This window comes from Candidatus Mycobacterium wuenschmannii (assembly GCF_030252325.1).
Taxonomy (GTDB): Bacteria; Actinomycetota; Actinomycetes; order Mycobacteriales; family Mycobacteriaceae; genus Mycobacterium; species Mycobacterium wuenschmannii.
This window is the reverse complement of record NZ_CP126981.1, coordinates 3,030,477-3,050,657: the sequence shown is the minus strand read 5'-3', so window position 1 is coordinate 3,050,657 and position 20,181 is coordinate 3,030,477. Positions and strand designations below refer to the sequence as shown.

The following is a 20,181-nucleotide window of genomic DNA, read 5'->3' as shown; positions in this document are numbered from 1 at the left end:
GCCTAGCCGGACTGCGCGACCTGCTCCTCTTCGGGGAAGCGGCCGGTGGCCTGAAAGATGACCCGGCGCGCAACCTCGACGGCGTGGTCGGCGAAGCGCTCGTAGAAACGGCCGAGCAGCGTCACGTCGACCGCGGCGGCCACGCCGTACTTCCATTCCCGGTCCATCAGCACGGTGAACAGGTGGCGGTGCAGGTCGTCCATCGCGTCGTCTTCTTCGCGGATGCGGGCGGCTTTCTCCGGGTCCCGCGACCGGAGCACCTCTTCGGCACTGTTGCCCAAATCGACTGCGAGCCTGCCCATTTCGGCGAAGTAGCCGTTGACTTCTTCGGGCAGCGTGTGCTGCGGGTGGCGCCGGCGGGCGATCTTGGCGACGTGCAGCGCGAGTGCGCCCATCCGGTCGATGTCGGCGACCATCTGGATTGCGCTGACGATCGAGCGCAGATCGCCGGCGACCGGCGCTTGCAGGGCGAGCAGCACGAAAGCGCTCTCCTCGGCCTGTGCGCTCAGTTCGGCGATCTTCTCGTGGTCGGAGATGACTTGCTCGGCGAGGACCAGGTCGGCCTGCAGCAGCGATTGGGTGGCCCGCTCCATCGCGGCCCCGGCCAGCCCGCACATCGCGCCGAGCTGTTCCGAGAGCTCAGAGAGCTGCTCGTGATAGGCGGTGCGCATGAAGACCAGCGTACGTTCCGAAGATCCGAACGGGCATGAACCCGCGCGAAGCGAAGCTGAACTCGCGGTGAATGCCCGTTGAGCTGCCGATTCGCGGCTGCGCTACTCGCAGTGGGTGTCGGCGGCGTTGGTGACGGTCAGGTCGTCCGGCAGCTTGGTCTGTGCGCTGCTGGTGGTGCTGTTGCGCTCGAACTGGAGGCTGACCGGGGAACCCGCCGGCGGTGGAGCGCCCACGGTCGAGAAGTCCGAGCCGAGCACCACCTGGATGACGTGCCCGGTCCCGGTGATCCGCTCGACCTTCGAGTTCGCGAAGGCCCCCGCGACGGTGGCGGCCGCTTCCTCGTTGCCCGGCGAGAACAGCACCTTGGTGGACTTCAACGGGTTCGGGTAGTCGTCCGGCGACTTGACCCGGAATCCCTTGCGCTTCAACTGATTGCTCGCGGTGGTGGCCAATCCGGATTTCGAGGTCGAGTTCGACACCTGAACGGTGACGTCCTGCGGCGAGGCGGCGACGGCCTGTAGATGCTCGGGGTGCGGGTTGGCGGGCTGGCTGGTCTGAGAACCGTTGGGGGACTGCGCTTTCGACGACGAGGTCGGCGGACTCGACGTGGCGTTCATGTCGTTTTCGCCGGGCAGCGGGTCGTCGTTGATGATGGAGTCGAACAGTGCCCGCATGTCTGAGGTGCGCGGCGGCTCGTCGCCGTTCTCGTCGGTGATGCCGGTGGGCACCGTCACGAACGAGACGTGGCCGGCGTTCATGCCCTGCACCGACTGGCCCAGCTGGACGAGATCGCGGGTCTTGATGTTGTCGACATAGCTGTTGCTGATGAACATGTTGACGACGCCGTTGAGCTTGCTCAGCGAGAAGAAGGTCTCCTTGGAGATCAACGAACGCAGCAGCGAGGACAGGAACAGCTGCTGACGCTTGATGCGGCCGTAGTCGCCGTTGTTCTCGGTCGTGATGTTGCGGGCCCGCACGTAGTTCAGCGCGGTCTTCGAGTCGATCAGCTGGCGGCCGGCGTGCGCCAGCACGGTGCCCAACTCGTAGTCCTTCAGTGCGGTCGTGCTGCATACCTCGACGCCGCCGAGCGCGTCGACCATCTTGGCGAAGCCGGCGAAGTCGACGGCGATGAACCGGTTGATGCTCAGCCCGGACAGCTTCTGGATCTCCTTCACCAGGCACTTGGGGCCACCGAAGGAGAACGTCGAGTTCAACTTTGTCTCGGTGTAGACGTTCTTGGGGCCCCACTTCTTGGTGTCGGAGTCGTAGAGCGGTCCGTACTCGAAGGTGTCGGGATTCCACGATTCGCACTGGATCGGCGTGATGGCCAGGTCACGCGGAAACGACACGGCGACAACACGTTTGCGGTTGGCCGGGATGTTGACCAGCATGATGGTGTCCGAGCGCGCACCGCCGGCATCATCGGTCGTCCCGACGTCCATCGTGCTGTTGGCGCCGGCCCGCGAGTCCATGCCGACGATCAGGAAGTTCTCGTCGCCGAACTGCGCGTTCGGGTCGACGATGTCGCGCGAGCCCATGTCCAGCGCGCTGATCGTGTTGAGCTTGTGGTTCTTCGAGGTGCTCCATTGATACGCGCCACCGGTCATGGCCAGCGCCCCCGCCGCGACCGTGGCCACCACCAGGCGGCCGAACACCATCAGGCCGCCGTGCTTGCGGCGCTTGGCCTTCGGCTTCGATGCCGGTCTCCGCTTCGGCTTCGGCGCGACCTCGGGTAGGTCCTCGTCGAGATCGAGCTCGGGGGCGTCGAGCAGGCCGACCGCGGTCTTGGGTAGCACGGTGGTCGGCTCGGCGTAGTTGTCTCCGAGCACCGACTTGCGTCGGATGGCGTCGAGGTCGGGAAGTTCGTCGGCGTAGTCCGCCGGGCTCAGCAGTTCGTAGGCGTCGTAGTCCTGGGGGGCCGGTGGTGTGGGTTCCGGTGCGACGGGGTCGTTCTCCGGGGCGGCGTGATGGCGGCGGGGCCGCTCGGCCGTCGTGCCACCGATCTTGGCGATCAGATCCGCGACGCTGAGTCCGCCCTCGGCGTGGTGTCCCGCGTAGTCGTGTTGCTCGACCCGCGCCGGCTCATCCCGCGCCGCGGGTTCGTCGTGCTCGACCGGATCCGGCGTGGCCGACGGTCCGACCCAGCGGTGGGCGATGGTCGCTGTCTGGGCGACACCGAACCGCTCCCACGGCGCGGCGGCTCGCGATCCCGGCGGAATTCCGGTAAGCCCTAAGTCATCGCCGTCAGGGCCGTGAGTGGCTGAATCGCCGTCACTCATGTCCTAGCGGCCTCCGAATCACCGGTGATGCTTCCAGCGCGCGCTTCGGCGCGGCGCGGATGATGGCACGTGGCTCGGCCATCTGCGCATGATGCAACAAGATTCACATCGTATAGAGACCGCACCATAAACGCGATCTCGGGACGATCTCGACGGTGTAACTGGGCGTTAGCCGCCGGAGTGCATGACGTCGGCCCCGGCCGGGACCGTGCAGTCGTCGCGGTCGGCGAGCCAGCCTTCGGGCAGCGCCACCTTCGCCGGTGATCCCTGGCGGCCTCGCGGCCCGTTGGCCGCCGTCGGGAACGGCGTCTCCCCGTCGAGACCGTCCAGCAGTCGGTCCAGCTCGTCGAGGGTCTTGACCAGGGCGAGTGCGCGCCGCAGATCCGACCCGGCCGGAAAGCCGTGCAGGTACCACGCGATGTGCTTGCGCATGTCGCGCATGCCTTTGTCCTCACCGAAGTGTTCGCTGAGCAGCGCGCCGTGTCGGCGGATGATGTCGGCGACCTCGCCCAGGTTCGGTGGTGTGGGCGCCGGAGTTCCGGTGAACGCCGCGGACAGCTCGGCGAACAGCCACGGGCGTCCCAGGCAGCCACGCCCGATCACCACGCCGTCGCAGCCGGTCACGGCCATCATCGTCAGCGCGTCATTGGCTTCGAAGATATCGCCGTTGCCCAGCACTGGGATGGTCTGGACGTGCTCCTTGAGCCGGGCGATCTGCTCCCAGTCCGCGGTGCCCGAATACCGCTGGGCCGCGGTCCGGGCGTGCAGCGCGACGGCCGCCGCGCCTTCGGACTCGGCGATCTTGCCGGCCTCGAGGTGGGTGTGGTGCTCGTCGTCAATGCCGATCCGGTACTTGACCGTCACCGGGATGTCGGTCCCCTCGGTGCCGCGCACGGCCGCCGCAACGATCTGACGGAACAGCTGCCTCTTGTAAGGCAGCGCCGCTCCGCCGCCGCGACGGGTGACCTTGGGTACCGGGCAGCCGAAGTTCATGTCGATGTGGTCGGCGAGACCCTCGTCGGCGATCATCTTCGCCGCGGCATAGGTGGTAGCCGGGTCGACGGTGTACAGCTGCAGCGACCGCGGGGTCTCGTCAGCCGAGAACGTCGTCATGTGCATCGTGACGGGATGCCGCTCGACGAGGGCGCGCGCGGTCACCATCTCGCAGACATACAGTCCGCTGACCGTGCCGACGCGCTCCTGCTCGAGCTCGCGGCACAGCGTTCGGAAGGCGACGTTGGTGACGCCGGCCATGGGGGCCAGCACCACCGGGCTGGCCAGCTCGATGGGTCCGATCCGCACGGCGGGCTACCGCCGGCTGAGGGTCAGCGTGCCCGCGGTGTGGTGCAGCTCCTCGGCGGTGACCCGCTTGCCCGTGCGGGCCTCGCGGTCCAGCTGGCGCTGCTTGGATATCTCGAACTTGTCGCAGGACACTTCGAGTTCCTTGATCAGCACGGCTAGGTCGTCACGCATCATCGCGGCTTCACCGGTGAAGTCCTCACGCTCGAAGATGCGCCACTTGCGCAGCACCGGCATGACGACCTCGTCGAGGTGGATGCGCGGGTCGTAGACGCCGCCGACGGCGATCATCACGGCCTTACGCCGGAATTCAGGCACCTGGTAGCCGGGCATCTGGAAGTTGCGCAGCACCTTGTGAAGTGACCTCATCGCCTGGTTCGGCTCGATCTCGAAGCCAGCCTCGGAGACATCGCGGTAGAAGATCATGTGCAGGTTCTCGTCGGCCGAGATCTTGCCCAGCAGCTTGTCTGCGATCGTCTCGTTGCAGGCCTTGCCGGTGTTGCGGTGCGAGATCCGGGTGGCCAGTTCCTGGAACGTCACGTAGATGACGGAGTCGAACAGACTCGCTGCGAACAGGTCCTCCCGGACCTGCTGGTTCTGGCCCGGGCTGAAGCCGCGGTTGACCACTTCCAGGCGCAGCCGCTCCAGCTCGACGGGGTCGATGGCGCGAGTGACGACCAGGTAGTCGCGCAACGCGATACCGTGCCGGTTCTCCTCGGCGGTCCAGCGGTTGATCCACTGGCCCCAGGCGCCATCCATGCCGAAATTCATGGCGATCTCGCGGTGGTAGGACGGCAGGTTGTCCTCGGTCATCAGGTTCTGCACCATGGCAACCTGGGCGACGTCGCTGAGCTTCGACTGTCCGGGTTCCCAGTCCTGCCCGCCGAGCGCGTAGTAGTTCTTGCCATCCGACCACGGGATGTAGTCGTGCGGGTTCCAGGGCTTGTGCATGCTCAGATGACGGTTCATGCCCTTTTCGACAACCGGCTCGAGTTCGTGCAGTAGGGCCAGGTCTGTCAGCTCCGGCACAACGCCTCCCAGTTATCTGTGTCTGTCGGTTTCAGTCAATATATCTGTGTACGTCGGTGACATCAAGTTTCTCGGACTAGCCTGTCGCGGCCCTGCTGAGCAGCATGTCGACGCAGTAATCGATGAACTGCTCGCGGGTGGCCACCAGCCGTCCGTCCAGGTAGGCGGTGAACAACGCGGTAAGGCCCCCGATCAGACTGGTGGCGATCATCTTCTGTCGAATCGGGTCGCTGATCTGGGTCAGCTTGGCCTGTAGCAGGTCGATGAAGTTGGGCATCCACTCCGCACCCGAGCGGACCAACACCGGCTCGACCGCCGGGGCCAGCAGCAGCACGCGGCCTCGGACCGGATCGTCGACCATCAGCGCCACAAACCGCTCGACGGCCTCGCGCGGCGTTTTCGCCGACATCAGAGCCGACATCGCCTTGGCGCACACGTCGTCGTAGACGGCACGGACGAACTCATCGCGGTCGGCGAAGCTCTCGTAGAAGTAGCGCTCGGTCAGCTCCGCCTGCCGGCAGACCGCCCGGACGGTCACCGAAGGGCCGCTGGCCTCGCCGAGCAGGCGCACGCCGGCGGCGACGAGTTCGTCACGCCGCAGGGCCTGGCGATCCCCGAGGGGTACACCGGACCAGCGGCGGGCACGTTGACCGGACGGCACGACACTCCTAAGCTGGTACTGACAACGCGTGTAGTCAGTCGGGCAAATTTGTACAGGAAACTTAACTAGTGACTCAAGATACGTCTGAGGTGTTCCCAGTTGCGCAGGGTTGCCCGGTTTCGCCGACGGGATATGAGGCGCCCCCGGCGCCACTCGGTCCCGACTCGCTGACCTGGCGGTACTTCGGTGACTGGCGCGGCATGCTGCAGGGGCCGTGGGCCGGGTCGATGCAGAACATGCACCCGCAACTGGGCGCGGCCGTCGAGGACCATTCGTCGTTCTTCCGTGAGCGCTGGCCGAGGTTGCTGCGGTCGCTGTATCCGATCGGCGGGGTGGTGTTCGACGGCGACCGCGCGCCGACCACCGGGGCCGAGGTGCGCGACTACCACCTGGAGATCAAGGGCACCGACAGCCAGGGCCGGCGCTATCACGCGATGAACCCTGACGTCTTCTACTGGGCGCACTCGACGTTCTTCGTCGGCACAATCCATGTGGCAGAACGATTTTGCGGTGGTCTCACCGAAGCGCAGAAGCGGCAACTATTCGACGAACATGTCGAGTGGTACCGGATGTACGGCATGAGCATGCGACCGGTTCCCAAGACCTGGGAAGACTTTCAGGCCTACTGGGATCACATGTGCAGCGAGGTGCTGGAGAACAACTACGCCGCACGCGAGGTCCTGAACCTAGCCGAGTTGCCGAAACCGCCCTTCGCGGAATGGATTCCGAATCCACTCTGGGCGCTGCAGCGCAAGCTGCTCCACCCGTTCTTCGTCTGGGTGACGGTCGGCCTGTACGACCCGCCGGTGCGCGCGCTGATGGGCTACAGCTGGTCCCGTCGCGACGAGTGGCTGCACCGCCGCTTCGGCGACCTGGTCCGTCTCGTATTCACCGCCGTGCCGTCGCGCTACCGCAAGCACCCGCGGGCCCGGGCCGGCCTCGACCGGGTCAACGGCCGGATTCCCGTCGACACCCCGCTGGTGCAGACGCCGGCACGTAACCTGCCGCCGCTGGACGAGCGCGACGACCCAAAGCACTACTGCCCCAACGTCTGACGTTTCTCCCATTCGCGATAGACGTCGATCGCGTCGTCGCGCGGGTCGTGGCGCATGGGCAGGCGCCGCTGCTGCCAGTCCTTGCTGAACTCGTCGTAGAAGGTAGACAGTTCGAAGTATTTGCGGTCGTCGACGTAGTACTGCTCGTACTGGTCGCGCTGGGTCAGGAACACGACCTCGTCGGGGGAGCAGTAGTACAGCGAGCCCAGGCACATCGGGCACGGGTGAGCCAGTACGTAGATCGTTGCGCCCGACAGGTTTTCGGTGCCCAGCTTCATGCACGCGTCACGAATCGCAAGAATCTCGGCGTGGGCCGTCGGATCATGGCTCTGCGCAACCCTGTTGGCGCTCTCGGCGAGCACCTCGCCGTCTTTGACGATCACCGTGGCGAACGGTCGGCCGCCCTCCTCGACGTTGCGTCGAGCCAAGTCGATGGTTCGTTGCGCGAAGTCCATCACGGGTCCTCCGTCCGCGAGCCGGGCAAATAAGTAGCTGCTCTATATTAATTTGATGTCTCAACGTAGCGAAAGCGACAGCTGGGATCTGGCGACCAGTGTGGGCGCAACCGCCACTATGGTGGCCGCTCAGCGGGCCCTGGCGTCAGATGCCGGACTGATCGACGACCCGTTCGCGGCCCCGTTGGTGCGCGCGGTCGGCATCGACGTCTACACCCGGTTGGTCAACGGCGAGATTCCGGTTACCGACGGCGTCGACTTCGACCCGGCCCGGATGGGGCGCGGAATGGCCGTGCGGACGCGCTTTTACGACGACTACTTCGTCAACGCCACCCGCGACGACGGCATCCGGCAGGCGGTGATCCTGGCGGCCGGGTTGGACGTCCGGGCGTACCGCTTGCCGTGGCCGGACGGCACCGTCGTCTACGAGGTCGACCTGCCGGAGGTGATCGAGTTCAAGACGTCGACGCTGCGGGGCCTCGGGGCCGAGCCAACCGCCGAGCGCCGCACCGTCGCCGTCGATCTGCGTGACGACTGGCCCGCCGCACTGCGGGCCGCCGGCTTCGATCCGCAGGCCCCGTCGGCGTGGAGCGCCGAGGGACTGGTCGTATATCTGCCACCGGAGGCGCAGGATGCGTTGTTCGGCAACGTCACCGCGCTGAGCGCCGCCGGCAGTCAGGTCGCTTCCGAATTCGTGCCGGACACAACGATTTTCGCCGACCCGCGGTGGCGCGCCCATCACGACCGGATGAGCGAGTTGGGCTTCGAGGTCGACTTCAACGACCTCGTCTACCACTACGAGCGCAGCCACATCATCGAAGACCTGACCACGCGCGGCTGGCAGGTGTCGCATCGCAGCGTCGCCGAGATGCACGCGGCGAACGGCTTCCAGTACGCCGAGGACGAGCTGGCCCAGGCGTTCTCTGACATCACCTATCTGAACGCGGTGAAGGGCTGATCGGACGTGGTGCCCCCACCAGGGCTCGAACCTGGGACCTGCGGATTAAAAGTCCGTAGCTCTACCAACTGAGCTATAGGGGCGGCGACGCATCAGGATAACGGGTGGCCGTTTGAGGATTCGGCCCCCGGTGCCCTAAGCTAGCGAGGCTCCAACGAACCACGTTGTGAGTACCCCCGAAGAAATTCGGTTCTGGCCCCCATCGTCTAGTGGCCTAGGACGCCGCCCTTTCACGGCGGTAGCACGGGTTCGAATCCCGTTGGGGGTACGCGCAGCGGCGGTATCGCCGGAGCGAGCAGTAGAGCAAGGCCCTGTGGCGCAGTTGGTTAGCGCGCCGCCCTGTCACGGCGGAGGTCGCGGGTTCGAGTCCCGTCAGGGTCGCCACCGTTGTGGTGAGGCACTTGGATTGGTCACAGTGCCTTCCGGCCAGGTAGCTCAGTTGGTACGAGCGTCCGCCTGAAAAGCGGAAGGTCGCCGGTTCGATCCCGGCCCTGGCCACCGTCTAGTCGAATTCGATGGGCAGGCTCTTCGGGCCGCTCAGGCTCACGATCGGTTTCCACGGCACCGGCCCGACGATCCGCGGGTTGCGCAGTCGCGCGGTCAACACGTTCAGCGCCTCGGCGATCTCACGCCGCGCCAGGTTGGCGCCCAGGCAGTAGTGCACGCCCGCGCCGAAGGTCAAAATCGCCGGCGCCCCCTCGCGGGTGATGTCGACGCGATCGGGTTCGTCGTAGACGCTCGGATCACGGTTGGCGGCAAAGGTATTCACCAGCACCATCGACCCGGCCGGAAAGATGTAGCCGTCCAGTTCGGCGTCCTCGGCCACCAGGCGCAGCGCGCCGCCCGCGACCGGGGAGTGGCGCATGGTCTCCTCGACCGCCTGCATCGCAAGATCGGGGCTGTCGCGCAGCAGATTCCACTGATCGGGGTGCTCGCACAGCACCTGAACCGAGGCGGCCACCTGGTTGCGGGTGGTGTCGGTGCCCGCCAGCAGCAGGCCGCCGGCGAGCATCTGCAGTTCGGTCGCATCGAGGCGACCCTCGTCGTCCTCGGCGTGAATCAGGTCGGAGATCAGATCGTCGGACAGGCTGTGCCGGCGCTGCTCGATCATGTTGTCGACGTAGTCGTCGAGTTCGCCCCAGGCCTGCATCACCGACGACTCGAGGACGCCGATGTCGGCGGTGAAGCTGAACGCTTGGAAGATGATGTCTGCCCAGGACGCGAAGCGCTGCCAGTCCTCCGGTGGCGCGCCCAGCAGCGCGCAGATGATCGGCACCGGGTAGGGACGGGCGAGGTCGGCGACGACATCGCAGTGGCCCCGCTCGGCGATGTCGGAGACGAGGCCGTCGAGCACGCCGACCATCGTGTCGTGCAGCCTCGCGACCGTTCGCGGGGTGAACGCCTTGGACACCAGCCCGCGTAGTCGTCGATGCTCGTCGCCCTCCAGGCACAGCAGGCTGGTGATCACCTTGTCCCATAAGGGACCCGACGTGACGCCCTGCGCCTGCAGCACGATGCCCTGCGGAACCTCGAAGCGCTTGTCCCGCAACACGGTTCGCACCATCTGGTAGGAAAGCACTTCGGGTCCGAAAGGACCGAGCGCGATGGGCGCCTGCTCCTGCGCCTCGCGCAATCGCGGATAGACCTGCGCCGGATTCTCGTCGGCGCTGTAGTCCAGCGTCGGCAGGTCGGCGTCGGAAAGTCGCCGTGCGGTGGTGCTGACGGTCATGACGGTCTCCTTTGACGCGTCGAGAGTTGCCAGCCTAAGTCCGGCTTTTCCGCCTGCCCGAAAACGTCGCTAAACTACAGACATGTAATTCGAGAGGGCCGCGCGTCGCGCCCTCGCCGGCACAAGGGACAGCGATGGACCAGCTCAAGATCTGCAACGTCGAGTTCGACGACCGGGATCCGTTTCTGGCGACCTTCAACGTCCATTTGTCGCGCGACATGACGGCCTTCGAGCGTCAACTGCTGCCGCCGCTACTTACCAGCGGCTTCTCACCGTCGGAGGCGCGGGGCTCCGCCGTGGTGGCGATCCGGAATGCGACCATCACGATGATCGAGGACCATCGCGACCTGCTCAAACAGATCGTCGCGGAGGCCGAAACCTTGGCCGGCACACTGGAACACGAGCAGCGTGCCGTCGCCGCGCAGTCCGCGGCCCGCATCGAGGGCGTCCGGGAGCGAGCCGCGGCGATCGACTGGAGCTGACTGCCGCGGCCGCATACTGAGCGCATGCGTCGCTTTTTGCTCGCCGTCCTGCTGGCCGCCGTGACGTGCGCCGCGCCCGCCCATGCCGACGTGCCACCGCTGAGTCCCGAGGCACGGGCGGCGGGATTCGTGGACGTCCGCTCGGTGGTCGCCAACGCGGTGCTCGATCTGCGCTACGCGACCCCGAACAACTTCACACATACCCAGCTGTATCCAAGAAATGCGCGCTGCCTGGTGCACGAGTCACTGGCTCCCGGCCTGGCGTCGGCCGCGAAGGCGCTGGCGGCGACGGGCGACTTTCTCGTCTTCTGGGACTGCTACCGCCCGCACGACGTGCAGGTCAAGATGTTCGACATCGTGCCGAACCCGGCGTGGGTGGCCAAGCCCGGCAACTTTGCGAAGAGCCACGAGTCGGGCCGCTCGGTCGACGTGACGCTGGGCAACATGACCGAGAAGTGTCCGCAGTGCCTCGTCGACATGGGCACTGACTTCGACGACTTCTCGCCGCGAGCAACGGCTTTCGCTACCCAAGGGGTCAGTATCGGACAGCAGGCCAATCGGCGACGGCTGCGCGACGCGATGGCCGCCGCCGGGCTGTCGGTGTACTCCGGTGAGTGGTGGCACTTCGACGGCGCCGGTGCCGGCGCGCAGCGCCCTATCCTCGACGTGCCCGTGAACTAGCCGTTCCATAATTTGAGATAGCTGTTTCGTATTTTGAAACAGTCGGCGGTACCGTGGCGTTATGGCCGACAACTATCAAGCCGTCTACACCCACGGGCACCACGAGTCGGTGCTGCGGAGTCATCGCGTTCGCACCGCGGAGAATTCCGCGGCCTACCTGCTGCCACATCTGCAACCCGGCATGTCTCTGCTCGACGTCGGCTGCGGCCCGGGCACGATCACCGTCGACCTCGCCGCCCGAATCGCGCCCGGTCACGTCACTGCCGTCGAAATGACCAAGAATGCTTTGGATTTGGCTCGCGCCGAAGCACAGGAGCGCGGCCAGTCCAACATCGAGTTCGTAGCGTCGGACGTCCACGCATTGGTCTTTGCCGACGACACCTTCGACGTCGTGCACGCGCACCAGGTGCTGCAGCACGTCGCGGACCCGGTGCATGCGCTGCGTGAGATGCGACGGGTGTGCAAGCCGGGCGGCATCGTCGCCGTCCGCGACTCCGACTACGGCGGCTTCATATGGTTCCCGCAGTTGCCGGCGCTGGATCGCTGGATGACCCTCTACGTGACGGCGGCCCGCGCCAACGGCGGCGAGCCCGATGCCGGGCGACGGCTCTTATCGTGGGCCAGGCAGGCTGGGTTCGAGGACATCACCCCCACCGGCACGTTGCAGGCCTACGCGACACCGGCGACCCGCGATTGGTGGGGCGGCATGTGGGCGGACCGCATTCTCGAGTCGGATCTGACGAGGCAGTTGATCGACTCGGGCCTGGCCACCCGCGCGGAGCTCGAAGAGATCTCGGCGGCATGGCGGGAGTGGACCGCCACCCCCGATGGCTGGTTCTCCATCCCGACGGGTCAGCTCATCTGTCGCGCCTGACTCATTTTCGCTGCTCAGCGGCACGGTATTGGCATTCTCTTTTTTGGCAAGTACGTTATCGGTGACAGATAACGACACTTTGGAGGAGCCGTGCGTCTCGGAGTAATGATCGGCGCCGAGCGTGGTGATTCCGCGCGTAAGGTCGGCAAGCTGCTTGCCGACATCGAATGGGCCGAAGCTGTAGGCATGGACACTGCCTGGATTCCGCAGGTGCCCAACGACTTTGACGCTTTGCTGGCCGTCGCGCTGATGGGTACCAGGACCACCCGCATCGAGCTCGGCACCGCCGTCGTCCCGTTGCAGGCCCAGCATCCGATTGCGTTGGCGCGTCAGGCTTTATCGACGCACGCCGCGACCGGAGGCCGGTTGGCGCTGGGTGTCGGGCCGTCGCACCACTGGATCATCCAGGACATGCTTGGCCTGCCCTACGAGAAGCCGGCCGCGTACACCCGTGACTACCTCGAGGTGCTACGTGCGGCCTTCGCCGGCCCGGGCCAAATCGACGTGGAGAACGACCACTTCACCGTGCACAACCCGAACGACCTGGCCCCGGTGGCGCCGTTGCAAGTGTTCGTCGCCGCGCTCGGCCCGGTGATGCTGGCGCTGGCCGGTGAGCACGCCGACGGCACCGTGCTGTGGATGGCCGACGAGCGATCCGTCGCCGAGCATGTGGTCCCGCGCATCACCAAGGCGGCCGACAACGCCGGCCGCCCTGCACCACGCATCGTCGCGGGAATCCCGGTATGCCTCTGCGCGACAAACGAAGTGGATGCGGCCAAGGAGCGGGCGAACAAGATCCTCGGCGAGGCCGAGGTATCGCCGAACTACCAGCGGCTGCTCGACTACGGCGACGCCCGCGACGTCGGCGACATCTGCGCGGCCGGCGACGAAGAGGCCATCCTCGCGCGGATGCGCCGATTCGCCGACGCCGGCGTGACCGACCTGTCGGTGCGACTGCTGCCCATCGGTGACAACCGAGACGAACTCATCGCGTCCAAGCGGCGTACCCGCGAGGTCATCGCGGAACTGGGCAAGCAGCTGCGCTGACTAGGGCGCCGTGAGGTGTTGCTCGGCCAGCCTGCGAAAGGCCGCGACGAGCCGGCTGCGGTCGTCGGCGCGGCAGGCGACCACGACGTGGCTGGGTTCGACGCCCTCCAGCGGAATCGTGGTCAGATCCGGGCGCAGAGCGCCGATGTGTGGGCCGCTGGCCGTGATTGCCACCGCCTGACCGGCCGCGATCACCTCGAACTTATCCTCGAGCGCCTCGATGAACGGCCCGTCGGGCGCGCGTCGTCCATCCGGGCGCGGATCGACGCGCCAGAAGGCGCTCCACGCCGGATCCGAGTCGCGGATGCGCGGCATCGGCTCGTCGGCGATGTCGTCGATCGTGATCGACTCCTTGCCCGCGAGCCGATGATTCCGCGGCACGACCACCACTCGGGGCTCGTCGTACAGGATCGTGACGTGCAGTTGGTCGGTCGGAAACGGCAGCCGGGTCACCACCGCGTCCACTCGGTGATCGAGCAACGACTGGCGAGCGACATTCCAGTCCAGATGGATGGCCCTGACATCCGCGTCCGGATGAAGGCGCCGCATCTCGAGCACAGCCGGCGTGACGATCAGCCCCATCGTGTAGCCGACGGTGATTCGGCTGGGCTGAGCGGCGGCGCGGGTCTCCGCGGCCGCTCGGATCGCCGAGCGCAGCAAGGCCTTGGCCGCCGGTAGAAAGACCTCGCCGGCTTCGGTCAGTTGGGTGCCCTGCGGAGTGCGGTCCAGCAGGCGGGCGCCCAATTGCTGTTCTAGACGGCGGATTTGGCGACTCAGCGACGGTTGCGCCACCCGCAACGCGGACGCCGCGCGGCCGAAGTGTCGATGCTCGGCCACCACGACGAAGTAGCGCACCAGCCGCAGGTCGAGATCGACCGACGCATCTTCCATACCTGAAGCGTAACTGCCTGACCGGCCCCGACGCCCCCACAGAGCAGCGTCCAGCTGTGGTGATGCCTGATCGGTATTGAGCTATTCGAAACGAGCCTTGGACGCATCCGATGCCGCGACGCAGGGTGGGGTTACCGCTTCAACATCGTCTCAGGGAGTTCATCATGCGAGTTTTCGTCACCGGCGCGACGGGCCACATCGGGTCGGCGGTCGTACCCGAACTGCTTCAGGCCGGCCACCAAGTCGTCGGCCTGTCGCGCTCGGACCAGGGGGCCGCGACGCTGCGCAAGTGGGGTGCCGAGGTACACCGCGGCGATCTCGACGACCTCGACGGCCTACGTCAGGCCGCCGCCGCATCTGACGGCGTCATCCACCTCGCGTTCAAGCACGACTTCGACGACTTCCTCGGCTCGGTCGAATCAGACCGGATCGCCGTCGAAACGCTCGGCGAGGCACTAGTCGGATCCGACAAGCCCCTTGTCACCACCGGGGGAACCCTGATGGTCGCGTTCGTCGAAGGTCGCCACGCCACGGAAAGCGACACCCTGCCGGCCGGGCCCCGGATCGATGCGGAGAACGCCACAATCGCATTGGCGGACAAGGGTGTTCGGTCGTCGGTCATCCGATTGTCGCCACTGGTGCACAGCGACCTGGACCATCACGGGTTCGCCCACCACATCATCGACTGCGCCCGCAAGGCCGGTGTCTCCGCCTACATCGGCGATGGCGCCAACCGCTGGCCCGGAGTGCACACCTTCGACGCGGCCCGTCTCTACCGGTTGGCCCTGGAAAAGGCCCCGGCCGGAACGCGTTTGCACGGCGTCGCCGACGAAGGTGTGGCGTTCCGCGACATCGCTGAATTGGTCGGCCGGCGTTTGGATCTGCCGACCAAGAGCATCGCCCTCGAAGAGGCTCCGGAACACTTCGGATTTCTGGCCGGGTTCGCCGGATTGGACGACGCGACGTCCAGCGAGCTGACCCAGAAGCTGCTGGACTGGAAGCCAAAACACCCAGGGCTGCTTGAGGATCTGGAGTCTGGTCATTATTTCGACAGCGACCGTTGACTCTGCGGTGACGGCGTTGCTCACTCGCCCTTTTGCGCCGTAGGCGCAGAGTCAACGTGCTAATCGCGCGACGGGTTGGTGTAGACGCGGGTCGGCGAGATCAACACCGCGGTGCGACGCTGCTCGCGCATCGTCTGGTCGTAGGTGTCCCAGTCGTCGTGGGTTCCGCCGGCCGCGGTGAATATCTCGCGAAGCAGCACCCGCAGCCGCTCGTCGTCCACGTCGGGATGCGGGTCGTCGGGTCCGATCAGCTGAGCGAGCCCCTCGACGGTGGCCCACTGCCAGCCGCTGCGGGCGGTGACGGTCGTGCGGGGATCGGCCCGTAGATGCGCGAGCTTGCGGGCACCGCCGATGGCGACCAGCCCGACGACCGGCTCGCCGGTCAGCGGGTGGGGGAGCACTCCGGCGTTGACGACGGACGCCTGGGCGCTGCCGTCGCGGCGCAGCGTGGTGAAGACGACGAGGCCTTGATCGGCGGAGGCGACATCGGTGAAGGCGGGTAGGTCGGCCATGTGTGCTTCAGCCCACAACGGCCGCGATTCATTCCCTACTCGTACTCGACCGTGATCGACGCGGTGTCCGGCACGGCCTGACAGGTCAGGGTGTAGCCATCCTCGATCTCGTCTTCCTCGAGCACATCGTTGGTGCGCATGGTGGCCTCGCCCTCGATCAGCTTGGCCATGCATGTCCCGCAGTTGCCGGCCTCGCAACTGAACGGCGGTGACAGTCCGGCCCGTCGCGCGCTCTCCAGCAGCGTCTCGCCGGGCACCCGCGGCACCGACACCTTCTTGCGGTCCAGCCGGATGTTCACCGTGCCGCCGGTATCGACGTCGCCGGCAGCCTCGGACACCTCGGGCGCGGGTGCCTTGACCGGCGGCGACGCATCGAAATCCTCGACCAGGACGGTCGCGGTGTCCGGCAGCGCCGCCCGCACCACGGCCATGAATCCTTCCGGCCCGCAGACATAACAATCGGCCCCGGTGTCCGCGCCGACGAAAGCCGTGACGCCTGCGGAATCGAGCAGCCCGTCGGCGTCGTCGAGGTGGCGCTGCACCGTCAGTCGACCCGGGTACCGCGCGACCAGGTCGTCGAGCACCGCATCGAAGATCACCGAATCCCGGTCCCGGTCGGCGCACAGAATGCGCACCGCCCGGTCGGTGCCGGACAGCGCGCTCTTGGCCAGCGACAGTATCGGCGTGACACCGCTGCCGCCTGCGAATGCGAGCAGCGGCGCCGACGACCCACCCAGCACGAAGGTCCCCGCTGCGCGGGTCATGGTCAGCTCGTCGCCCTCAGACACATTGTCCACCAACCAGTTCGACACCGCGCCGCCGGCGACCCGCTTGACCGTGGTCATCAGCTCGGCATCGGTCTCCGGCGCGCTCGACATCGAGTACGACCGGTAGAGGTCCTCGCCGTCGACGGTGACCTTGAAGGTGCTGAACTGCCCGGCCTTATAGGTGAACGGCTGTTCGGCCGGGGCGAGCACGTAGGTACGGCTGTCCGCGGACTCCTTGACGATCCGGGTCACCCTGGCCTGCTGGAACACGTGGCGTTCCGCCATCCGCACACCTTCCACACTTTGCGTTCTTCGCCTGAGAGAATACTATTCTCTCAAAACGATAGGATCTTCTCAATGCCTTCGACGTCGCCGACCGCGCTGGTCTTCGAGGAGCGGCACTACACGTTGCCGCAGCTCGAGGCGTTGTCGGAAGGCCTGGCCCACACACTGCGCGGTCGGGGCGTGACGGCCGGTGCGCGGGTTGTGTTGATGGCATCGAACCGCCCCGAGTTCGTCGTCGCGCTGCTCGCGATCTGGCGACTGGGGGCGGTGGTCGTACTGATCAGCCCGGCGTGGAAGCGGCACGAGGTCGAGCACGCGCTGGCACTGACGCACCCCTCGCACGCCGTCGGCGACCATGAGGTGCTGGCCGAGTTGATGCCGATGCTGCATCTCGACGAGCCGATCAGCCCCGCTGAACCGGTGCCGGCCCCGGCTGCTGTGCCCGATGCCGACGCGGTGCTCGCGTTCAGCTCGGGGACGACGGGTTTGCCGAAAGCCGTTCGCCACACGCATCATTCGTTGCAGGTCGCTGTGGAGCACTGGCGCACCGCGCTGGGTCTGACCGATCGCGATCGCATCCAGATCGCCACGCCGCCGTCGCACATTCTCGGTCTGCTGAACATCGTGACGGCATTGCAGACGGGGGTGTGGATGCGGCTGCACCGCCGGTTCGATATCGATCGGGTGCTGCAGCACATCGAGGATGATCGAATCACGATCGAAATGGCCGTCGCACCAATCGCTTTGGCCATTGCGTCACACCCGCGGCTGGAGACCTACGACCTGTCCTCGCTGCGGTTCATCATGTGGGGCGCGACGCCGGTCAACGCCAGTGTCGCCGAGACGGTGACCCGCCGTACCGGCGTCGAATGGGTGCCCGCCTACGGCGCCACCGAGTTACCGGTGATCGCCTGCAACCCGATCGACGGCGCCCGCCTCGACTCAGTGGGTCGCGCGGTTCCCGGTGTGGACCTGCGGGTGGTGTCGATGCAGACCGGTGCGCCGGTCGGTCCGGGAGAGATCGGCGAGATACAGGCGCGAGCGGACTCGCTGATGGCCGGCTACCTGCCAGCCGAGGCGACTCGAGATGTGTTGTGCGAGAGCTGGTATCGAACCGGTGACGTCGGCTACCTGGGCGGCGACGGATGGCTGCGGATCACCGACCGGTCCAAAGAAATGATCAAGGTCCGCGGTTTCCAGGTCGCCCCAGCGGAGATCGAGGCCGTGCTGCACGAACATCCCGCCGTCGACGACTGCGCGGTGTTCGGCATCGCGGACGGTCTCGACGGCGAGGTGGTGGTGGCCGCCGTCGCCGCCCGCGAAACGGTCGACGCCGACGAGTTGGCTGCCCGGGTAGCCGAGCGTCTGGCGTCCTACAAACGTGTGAGTCGTGTTGTGTTCGTGCCCGAAATTCCTCGGCTGCCTTCCGGGAAGGTGCTGCGCCGAGTCCTCAAGGAGCGCTATGGATGTACGTCTGACCGCTGAACAGCAGCAGTTGCGTGACGCGGCCGCAAAACTGGCCGACGACCTCGGACCTGGGTCCGTGCAGGACCTAGGCGATGCCGAGCGAATCGCCCGGCTCGACAAGCAGATTCAGATCACCGGCTGGCGGTCGCTGCGCTCTGACGAAGCCTCTGCCGTCGAGGTGGCCATCGTCGCCGAGGAGTTCGGCCGCGGGCTGGTCGACGCCCCCTTCCTGGGCCCGGTTCTCGCCGACGACCTGGCCCGGCGGCTGGGCGAGGACGGCGCGGGTTCGACTGTCGCGGTAGACGGGCACGCGATCGACGCGCGAGGCTACGGCCGTGCGCTGAGGCTGGACGGCGCGACGGTGTCGGCCGTCGACGTGGGCGTTCCTCTGGACACCGTCGACCTGACCCGCTCCCGCGCCGATCTCGGCGGAAATGCTTCCACGGTAGGCGATCTCGATGATGATGCCGCGCAGCGCTGGCACGCTCTGGCACTGGCCACCACGTCGGCCGACCTGGTCGGCGCGGCGCGCGGGGCGCATTCACTGGCGGTCGAGTACGCGAAAATCCGTGAGCAGTATGGCAATTCGATCGGCTCGTACCAGGCCGTCGCGCACCTGCTCGCTGAGAGTCTGGCCCTGATCGAGGGCTCGGTGAGCATTTCGCGGCATGCCGCCTGGGCGGTCGACGCACTCGACCCGGCGGAGGCAATCCGAGCCGGCCAATTCGCCAAGGTCTACTGTGCGCGCGCCGCGCGGACCGTCTGCGAGACGGCGATCCAGGTGCACGGCGGCATCGGCAACACCTGGGAATGCCTGGCGCACGTCTTCCTGCGCCGCGCGCTCACCTCGACCCAACTGTGGCCCGTCAAGCTGGAGGAGATCAGCGTTGGACTTCCGTGACTCGACCGACGAAGCGGCTTTCCGCGATCGGCTGCGCACCTGGCTTTCCCGGCACGCCAAGGAGTTTCCCACCTCCGGTGACGAGTATTGGGCCCGCCAGGGCGACTGGCATCGTGCCCTGTACGAGGGCGGTTTTTTCGGGCTGTCCTGGCCGCGCGAGTACGGCGGTCAGGAGTTGCCGCCGGTGTACGACGTCATCCTCGACGAGGAGTTGGCCCGCGCCGAGGCCCCGGCCCGGCCCAGCCTCGGCTACCTGGTCGCGGGCTTCAGCCGACACGCCAGCAAGGAGCTGTGTGACCGCTTCCTGCCGGCAATGATCAACGGTAGTGAGCGGTGGTGCCAGGGCTTCAGCGAACCGGGCTCCGGATCCGACCTCGCGTCGCTGACCACCACCGCCGTCCGCGAGGGCGAGCACTACGTGATCAACGGGCACAAGATTTGGACCAGCTACTCCGATGTCGCCGACTGGTGTCTACTGCTGGCGCGCACCGATCCGGAAGTCAAGCGCCACCGCGGTATCTCGGCGTTCATCGTTCCGATGAAACAGCCTGGCGTGCAACAGCGTCCGCTACAGATGATCAGCGGCGTGACCAAGGAATTCGGTCAGGTGCACTTCGACGGCGCGACGGTTCCGGCCGAGAACATGGTCGGGGCGCCGGGGGAGGGATGGCCACTCGCCATGACCGTGGTGGGCCACGAGCGGGAACCCTCGACCCTGGGGTTCGCGGCACGTTACGGCAAGCTGGTCCGCCAGCTGGCTGCCCGAAGCAACGGCTCGCCCAACGAGGAACTCGGCTGGGCCGCAGTGCAAGTCGAGATGCTGACCCACCACGTGCGACGACGGTTGTCCGAGCAACTCGACGGGGTGACACACACTTCGGACGGGTCGCTGGACAAGCTGCTGATGACGTGGGTCGAGCAATCGGTCGGGCATGCCGCCCTCGCGGTGTGCGGCATTGACGATCCCAACCTGCTCGAAGCCTATTTCTACAGCCGCGCGCAAAGCGTCATGGGCGGCACATCGCAGATCCAGAAGAACATCATCGCCTCGCGAATCTTGGGATTGTAGGAGT

Annotated in this window: 20 protein-coding genes and 4 tRNA genes; 13 read left to right on the top strand and 11 right to left on the bottom strand. The window is 66.5% G+C overall.

Annotated features, from left to right (window positions below; genetic code table 11):
- Positions 1 to 2: 2 nt before the first annotated feature.
- The 5 genes from phoU to PT015_RS14460 all read right to left on the bottom strand — a co-directional run bounded on the left by phoU (position 3) and on the right by PT015_RS14460 (position 5,940).
- The gene (gene phoU, locus PT015_RS14480; protein ID WP_285185341.1) at positions 3 to 671 is read right to left on the bottom strand and encodes a phosphate signaling complex protein PhoU; all 669 of its coding nucleotides are present in this window, start codon (positions 669 to 671) and stop codon (positions 3 to 5) included.
- 102 nt (positions 672 to 773) lie between these two features.
- Complete coding sequence (locus PT015_RS14475) at positions 774 to 2,951, bottom strand: LCP family protein (protein WP_285185340.1); 2,178 nt, start codon at positions 2,949 to 2,951, stop codon at positions 774 to 776.
- A 168-nt stretch (positions 2,952 to 3,119) separates the two neighbouring features.
- The gene (gene dusB / locus PT015_RS14470) at positions 3,120 to 4,205 is read right to left on the bottom strand and encodes a tRNA dihydrouridine synthase DusB (RefSeq protein WP_285191121.1); all 1,086 of its coding nucleotides are present in this window, start codon (positions 4,203 to 4,205) and stop codon (positions 3,120 to 3,122) included.
- A gap of 54 nt (positions 4,206 to 4,259) precedes the next feature.
- A complete protein-coding gene (locus PT015_RS14465; protein ID WP_390887817.1) occupies positions 4,260 to 5,279 on the bottom strand; it encodes an acyl-ACP desaturase in 1,020 nt (339 codons plus the stop codon).
- A gap of 76 nt (positions 5,280 to 5,355) precedes the next feature.
- The gene (locus PT015_RS14460) at positions 5,356 to 5,940 is read right to left on the bottom strand and encodes a TetR/AcrR family transcriptional regulator (RefSeq protein ID WP_285185338.1); all 585 of its coding nucleotides are present in this window, start codon (positions 5,938 to 5,940) and stop codon (positions 5,356 to 5,358) included.
- A gap of 68 nt (positions 5,941 to 6,008) precedes the next feature.
- On the opposite strand from PT015_RS14460, the gene PT015_RS14455 reads away from it, so the two are divergent.
- Positions 6,009 to 6,995, top strand: a complete 987-nt coding sequence (locus PT015_RS14455; RefSeq protein ID WP_285185336.1) for an oxygenase MpaB family protein — start codon at positions 6,009 to 6,011, stop codon at positions 6,993 to 6,995.
- On the opposite strand, the gene PT015_RS14450 is transcribed toward PT015_RS14455, so the two are convergent.
- On the bottom strand, positions 6,977 to 7,450 hold the full coding sequence (locus PT015_RS14450) for a nucleoside deaminase (RefSeq protein ID WP_285185335.1): 474 nt from the start codon (positions 7,448 to 7,450) through the stop codon (positions 6,977 to 6,979). The genes PT015_RS14455 and PT015_RS14450 overlap by 19 nt on opposite strands.
- 55 nt (positions 7,451 to 7,505) lie before the next feature.
- Between PT015_RS14450 and PT015_RS14445 the strand changes: the two genes are divergently transcribed.
- On the top strand, positions 7,506 to 8,408 hold the full coding sequence (locus PT015_RS14445) for a class I SAM-dependent methyltransferase (RefSeq protein ID WP_285185334.1): 903 nt from the start codon (positions 7,506 to 7,508) through the stop codon (positions 8,406 to 8,408).
- 7 nt (positions 8,409 to 8,415) lie between these two features.
- Here PT015_RS14445 and PT015_RS14440 read toward each other — a convergent pair.
- Positions 8,416 to 8,491 (bottom strand) — tRNA-Lys (locus PT015_RS14440).
- Between the two features lie 112 nt (positions 8,492 to 8,603).
- Here PT015_RS14440 and PT015_RS14435 point away from each other — a divergent pair.
- From PT015_RS14435 to PT015_RS14425, 3 genes are all read left to right on the top strand, one after another.
- Positions 8,604 to 8,676 (top strand) — tRNA-Glu (locus PT015_RS14435).
- A gap of 39 nt (positions 8,677 to 8,715) precedes the next feature.
- Positions 8,716 to 8,792 (top strand) — tRNA-Asp (locus PT015_RS14430).
- 40 nt (positions 8,793 to 8,832) lie between these two features.
- Positions 8,833 to 8,906: transfer RNA gene (locus tag PT015_RS14425), tRNA-Phe, on the top strand.
- 4 nt (positions 8,907 to 8,910) lie between these two features.
- Here the strand turns inward: PT015_RS14425 and PT015_RS14420 are convergent.
- A complete protein-coding gene (locus PT015_RS14420) occupies positions 8,911 to 10,137 on the bottom strand; it encodes a cytochrome P450 (RefSeq protein WP_285185333.1) in 1,227 nt (408 codons plus the stop codon).
- A gap of 134 nt (positions 10,138 to 10,271) precedes the next feature.
- On the opposite strand from PT015_RS14420, the gene PT015_RS14415 reads away from it, so the two are divergent.
- The 4 genes from PT015_RS14415 to PT015_RS14400 all read left to right on the top strand — a co-directional run bounded on the left by PT015_RS14415 (position 10,272) and on the right by PT015_RS14400 (position 13,221).
- A complete protein-coding gene (locus PT015_RS14415; RefSeq protein WP_285185331.1) occupies positions 10,272 to 10,619 on the top strand; it encodes a hypothetical protein in 348 nt (115 codons plus the stop codon).
- 24 nt (positions 10,620 to 10,643) lie between these two features.
- Positions 10,644 to 11,300 carry a M15 family metallopeptidase gene (locus tag PT015_RS14410; RefSeq protein ID WP_285185330.1) on the top strand — a complete coding sequence of 219 codons (657 nt, stop codon included), beginning with the start codon at positions 10,644 to 10,646 and terminating at the stop codon, positions 11,298 to 11,300.
- Positions 11,301 to 11,361: 61 nt separating this feature from the next.
- Positions 11,362 to 12,174: a methyltransferase domain-containing protein gene (locus tag PT015_RS14405; protein WP_285185329.1), complete on the top strand. Its 813-nt coding sequence runs from the start codon at positions 11,362 to 11,364 to the stop codon at positions 12,172 to 12,174.
- Positions 12,175 to 12,264: 90 nt separating this feature from the next.
- Entirely contained in the window at positions 12,265 to 13,221 is a 957-nt protein-coding gene (locus tag PT015_RS14400; protein WP_285185328.1) for an LLM class F420-dependent oxidoreductase, read from the top strand.
- Here PT015_RS14400 and PT015_RS14395 read toward each other — a convergent pair whose 3' ends face one another.
- Complete coding sequence (locus PT015_RS14395; RefSeq protein ID WP_285185326.1) at positions 13,222 to 14,112, bottom strand: LysR family transcriptional regulator; 891 nt, start codon at positions 14,110 to 14,112, stop codon at positions 13,222 to 13,224.
- 164 nt (positions 14,113 to 14,276) lie between these two features.
- Here PT015_RS14395 and PT015_RS14390 point away from each other — a divergent pair, with 164 nt between their 5' ends.
- Positions 14,277 to 15,176 carry an SDR family oxidoreductase gene (locus tag PT015_RS14390; protein WP_285185324.1) on the top strand — a complete coding sequence of 300 codons (900 nt, stop codon included), beginning with the start codon at positions 14,277 to 14,279 and terminating at the stop codon, positions 15,174 to 15,176.
- Between the two features lie 59 nt (positions 15,177 to 15,235).
- On the opposite strand, the gene PT015_RS14385 is transcribed toward PT015_RS14390, so the two are convergent.
- Both PT015_RS14385 and PT015_RS14380 read right to left on the bottom strand, forming a co-directional pair.
- Complete coding sequence (locus PT015_RS14385; RefSeq protein ID WP_285185323.1) at positions 15,236 to 15,688, bottom strand: TIGR03618 family F420-dependent PPOX class oxidoreductase; 453 nt, start codon at positions 15,686 to 15,688, stop codon at positions 15,236 to 15,238.
- Between the two features lie 35 nt (positions 15,689 to 15,723).
- Positions 15,724 to 16,740: a ferredoxin--NADP reductase gene (locus PT015_RS14380; RefSeq protein ID WP_285185322.1), complete on the bottom strand. Its 1,017-nt coding sequence runs from the start codon at positions 16,738 to 16,740 to the stop codon at positions 15,724 to 15,726.
- Between the two features lie 72 nt (positions 16,741 to 16,812).
- Here PT015_RS14380 and PT015_RS14375 point away from each other — a divergent pair, with 72 nt between their 5' ends.
- The 3 genes from PT015_RS14375 to PT015_RS14365 are packed head-to-tail and all read left to right on the top strand — an operon-like array spanning position 16,813 to position 20,177.
- Positions 16,813 to 18,225: a class I adenylate-forming enzyme family protein gene (locus PT015_RS14375; RefSeq protein WP_285185320.1), complete on the top strand. Its 1,413-nt coding sequence runs from the start codon at positions 16,813 to 16,815 to the stop codon at positions 18,223 to 18,225.
- Positions 18,203 to 19,108 (top strand): acyl-CoA dehydrogenase family protein, encoded by a 906-nt coding sequence (locus PT015_RS14370; protein ID WP_285185318.1) that lies wholly within the window; start codon positions 18,203 to 18,205, stop codon positions 19,106 to 19,108. The genes PT015_RS14375 and PT015_RS14370 overlap by 23 nt, the downstream gene beginning before the upstream one ends.
- Complete coding sequence (locus tag PT015_RS14365) at positions 19,095 to 20,177, top strand: acyl-CoA dehydrogenase family protein (RefSeq protein WP_285185317.1); 1,083 nt, start codon at positions 19,095 to 19,097, stop codon at positions 20,175 to 20,177. The genes PT015_RS14370 and PT015_RS14365 overlap by 14 nt, the downstream gene beginning before the upstream one ends.
- The last annotated feature ends 4 nt before the right edge of the window (positions 20,178 to 20,181 follow it).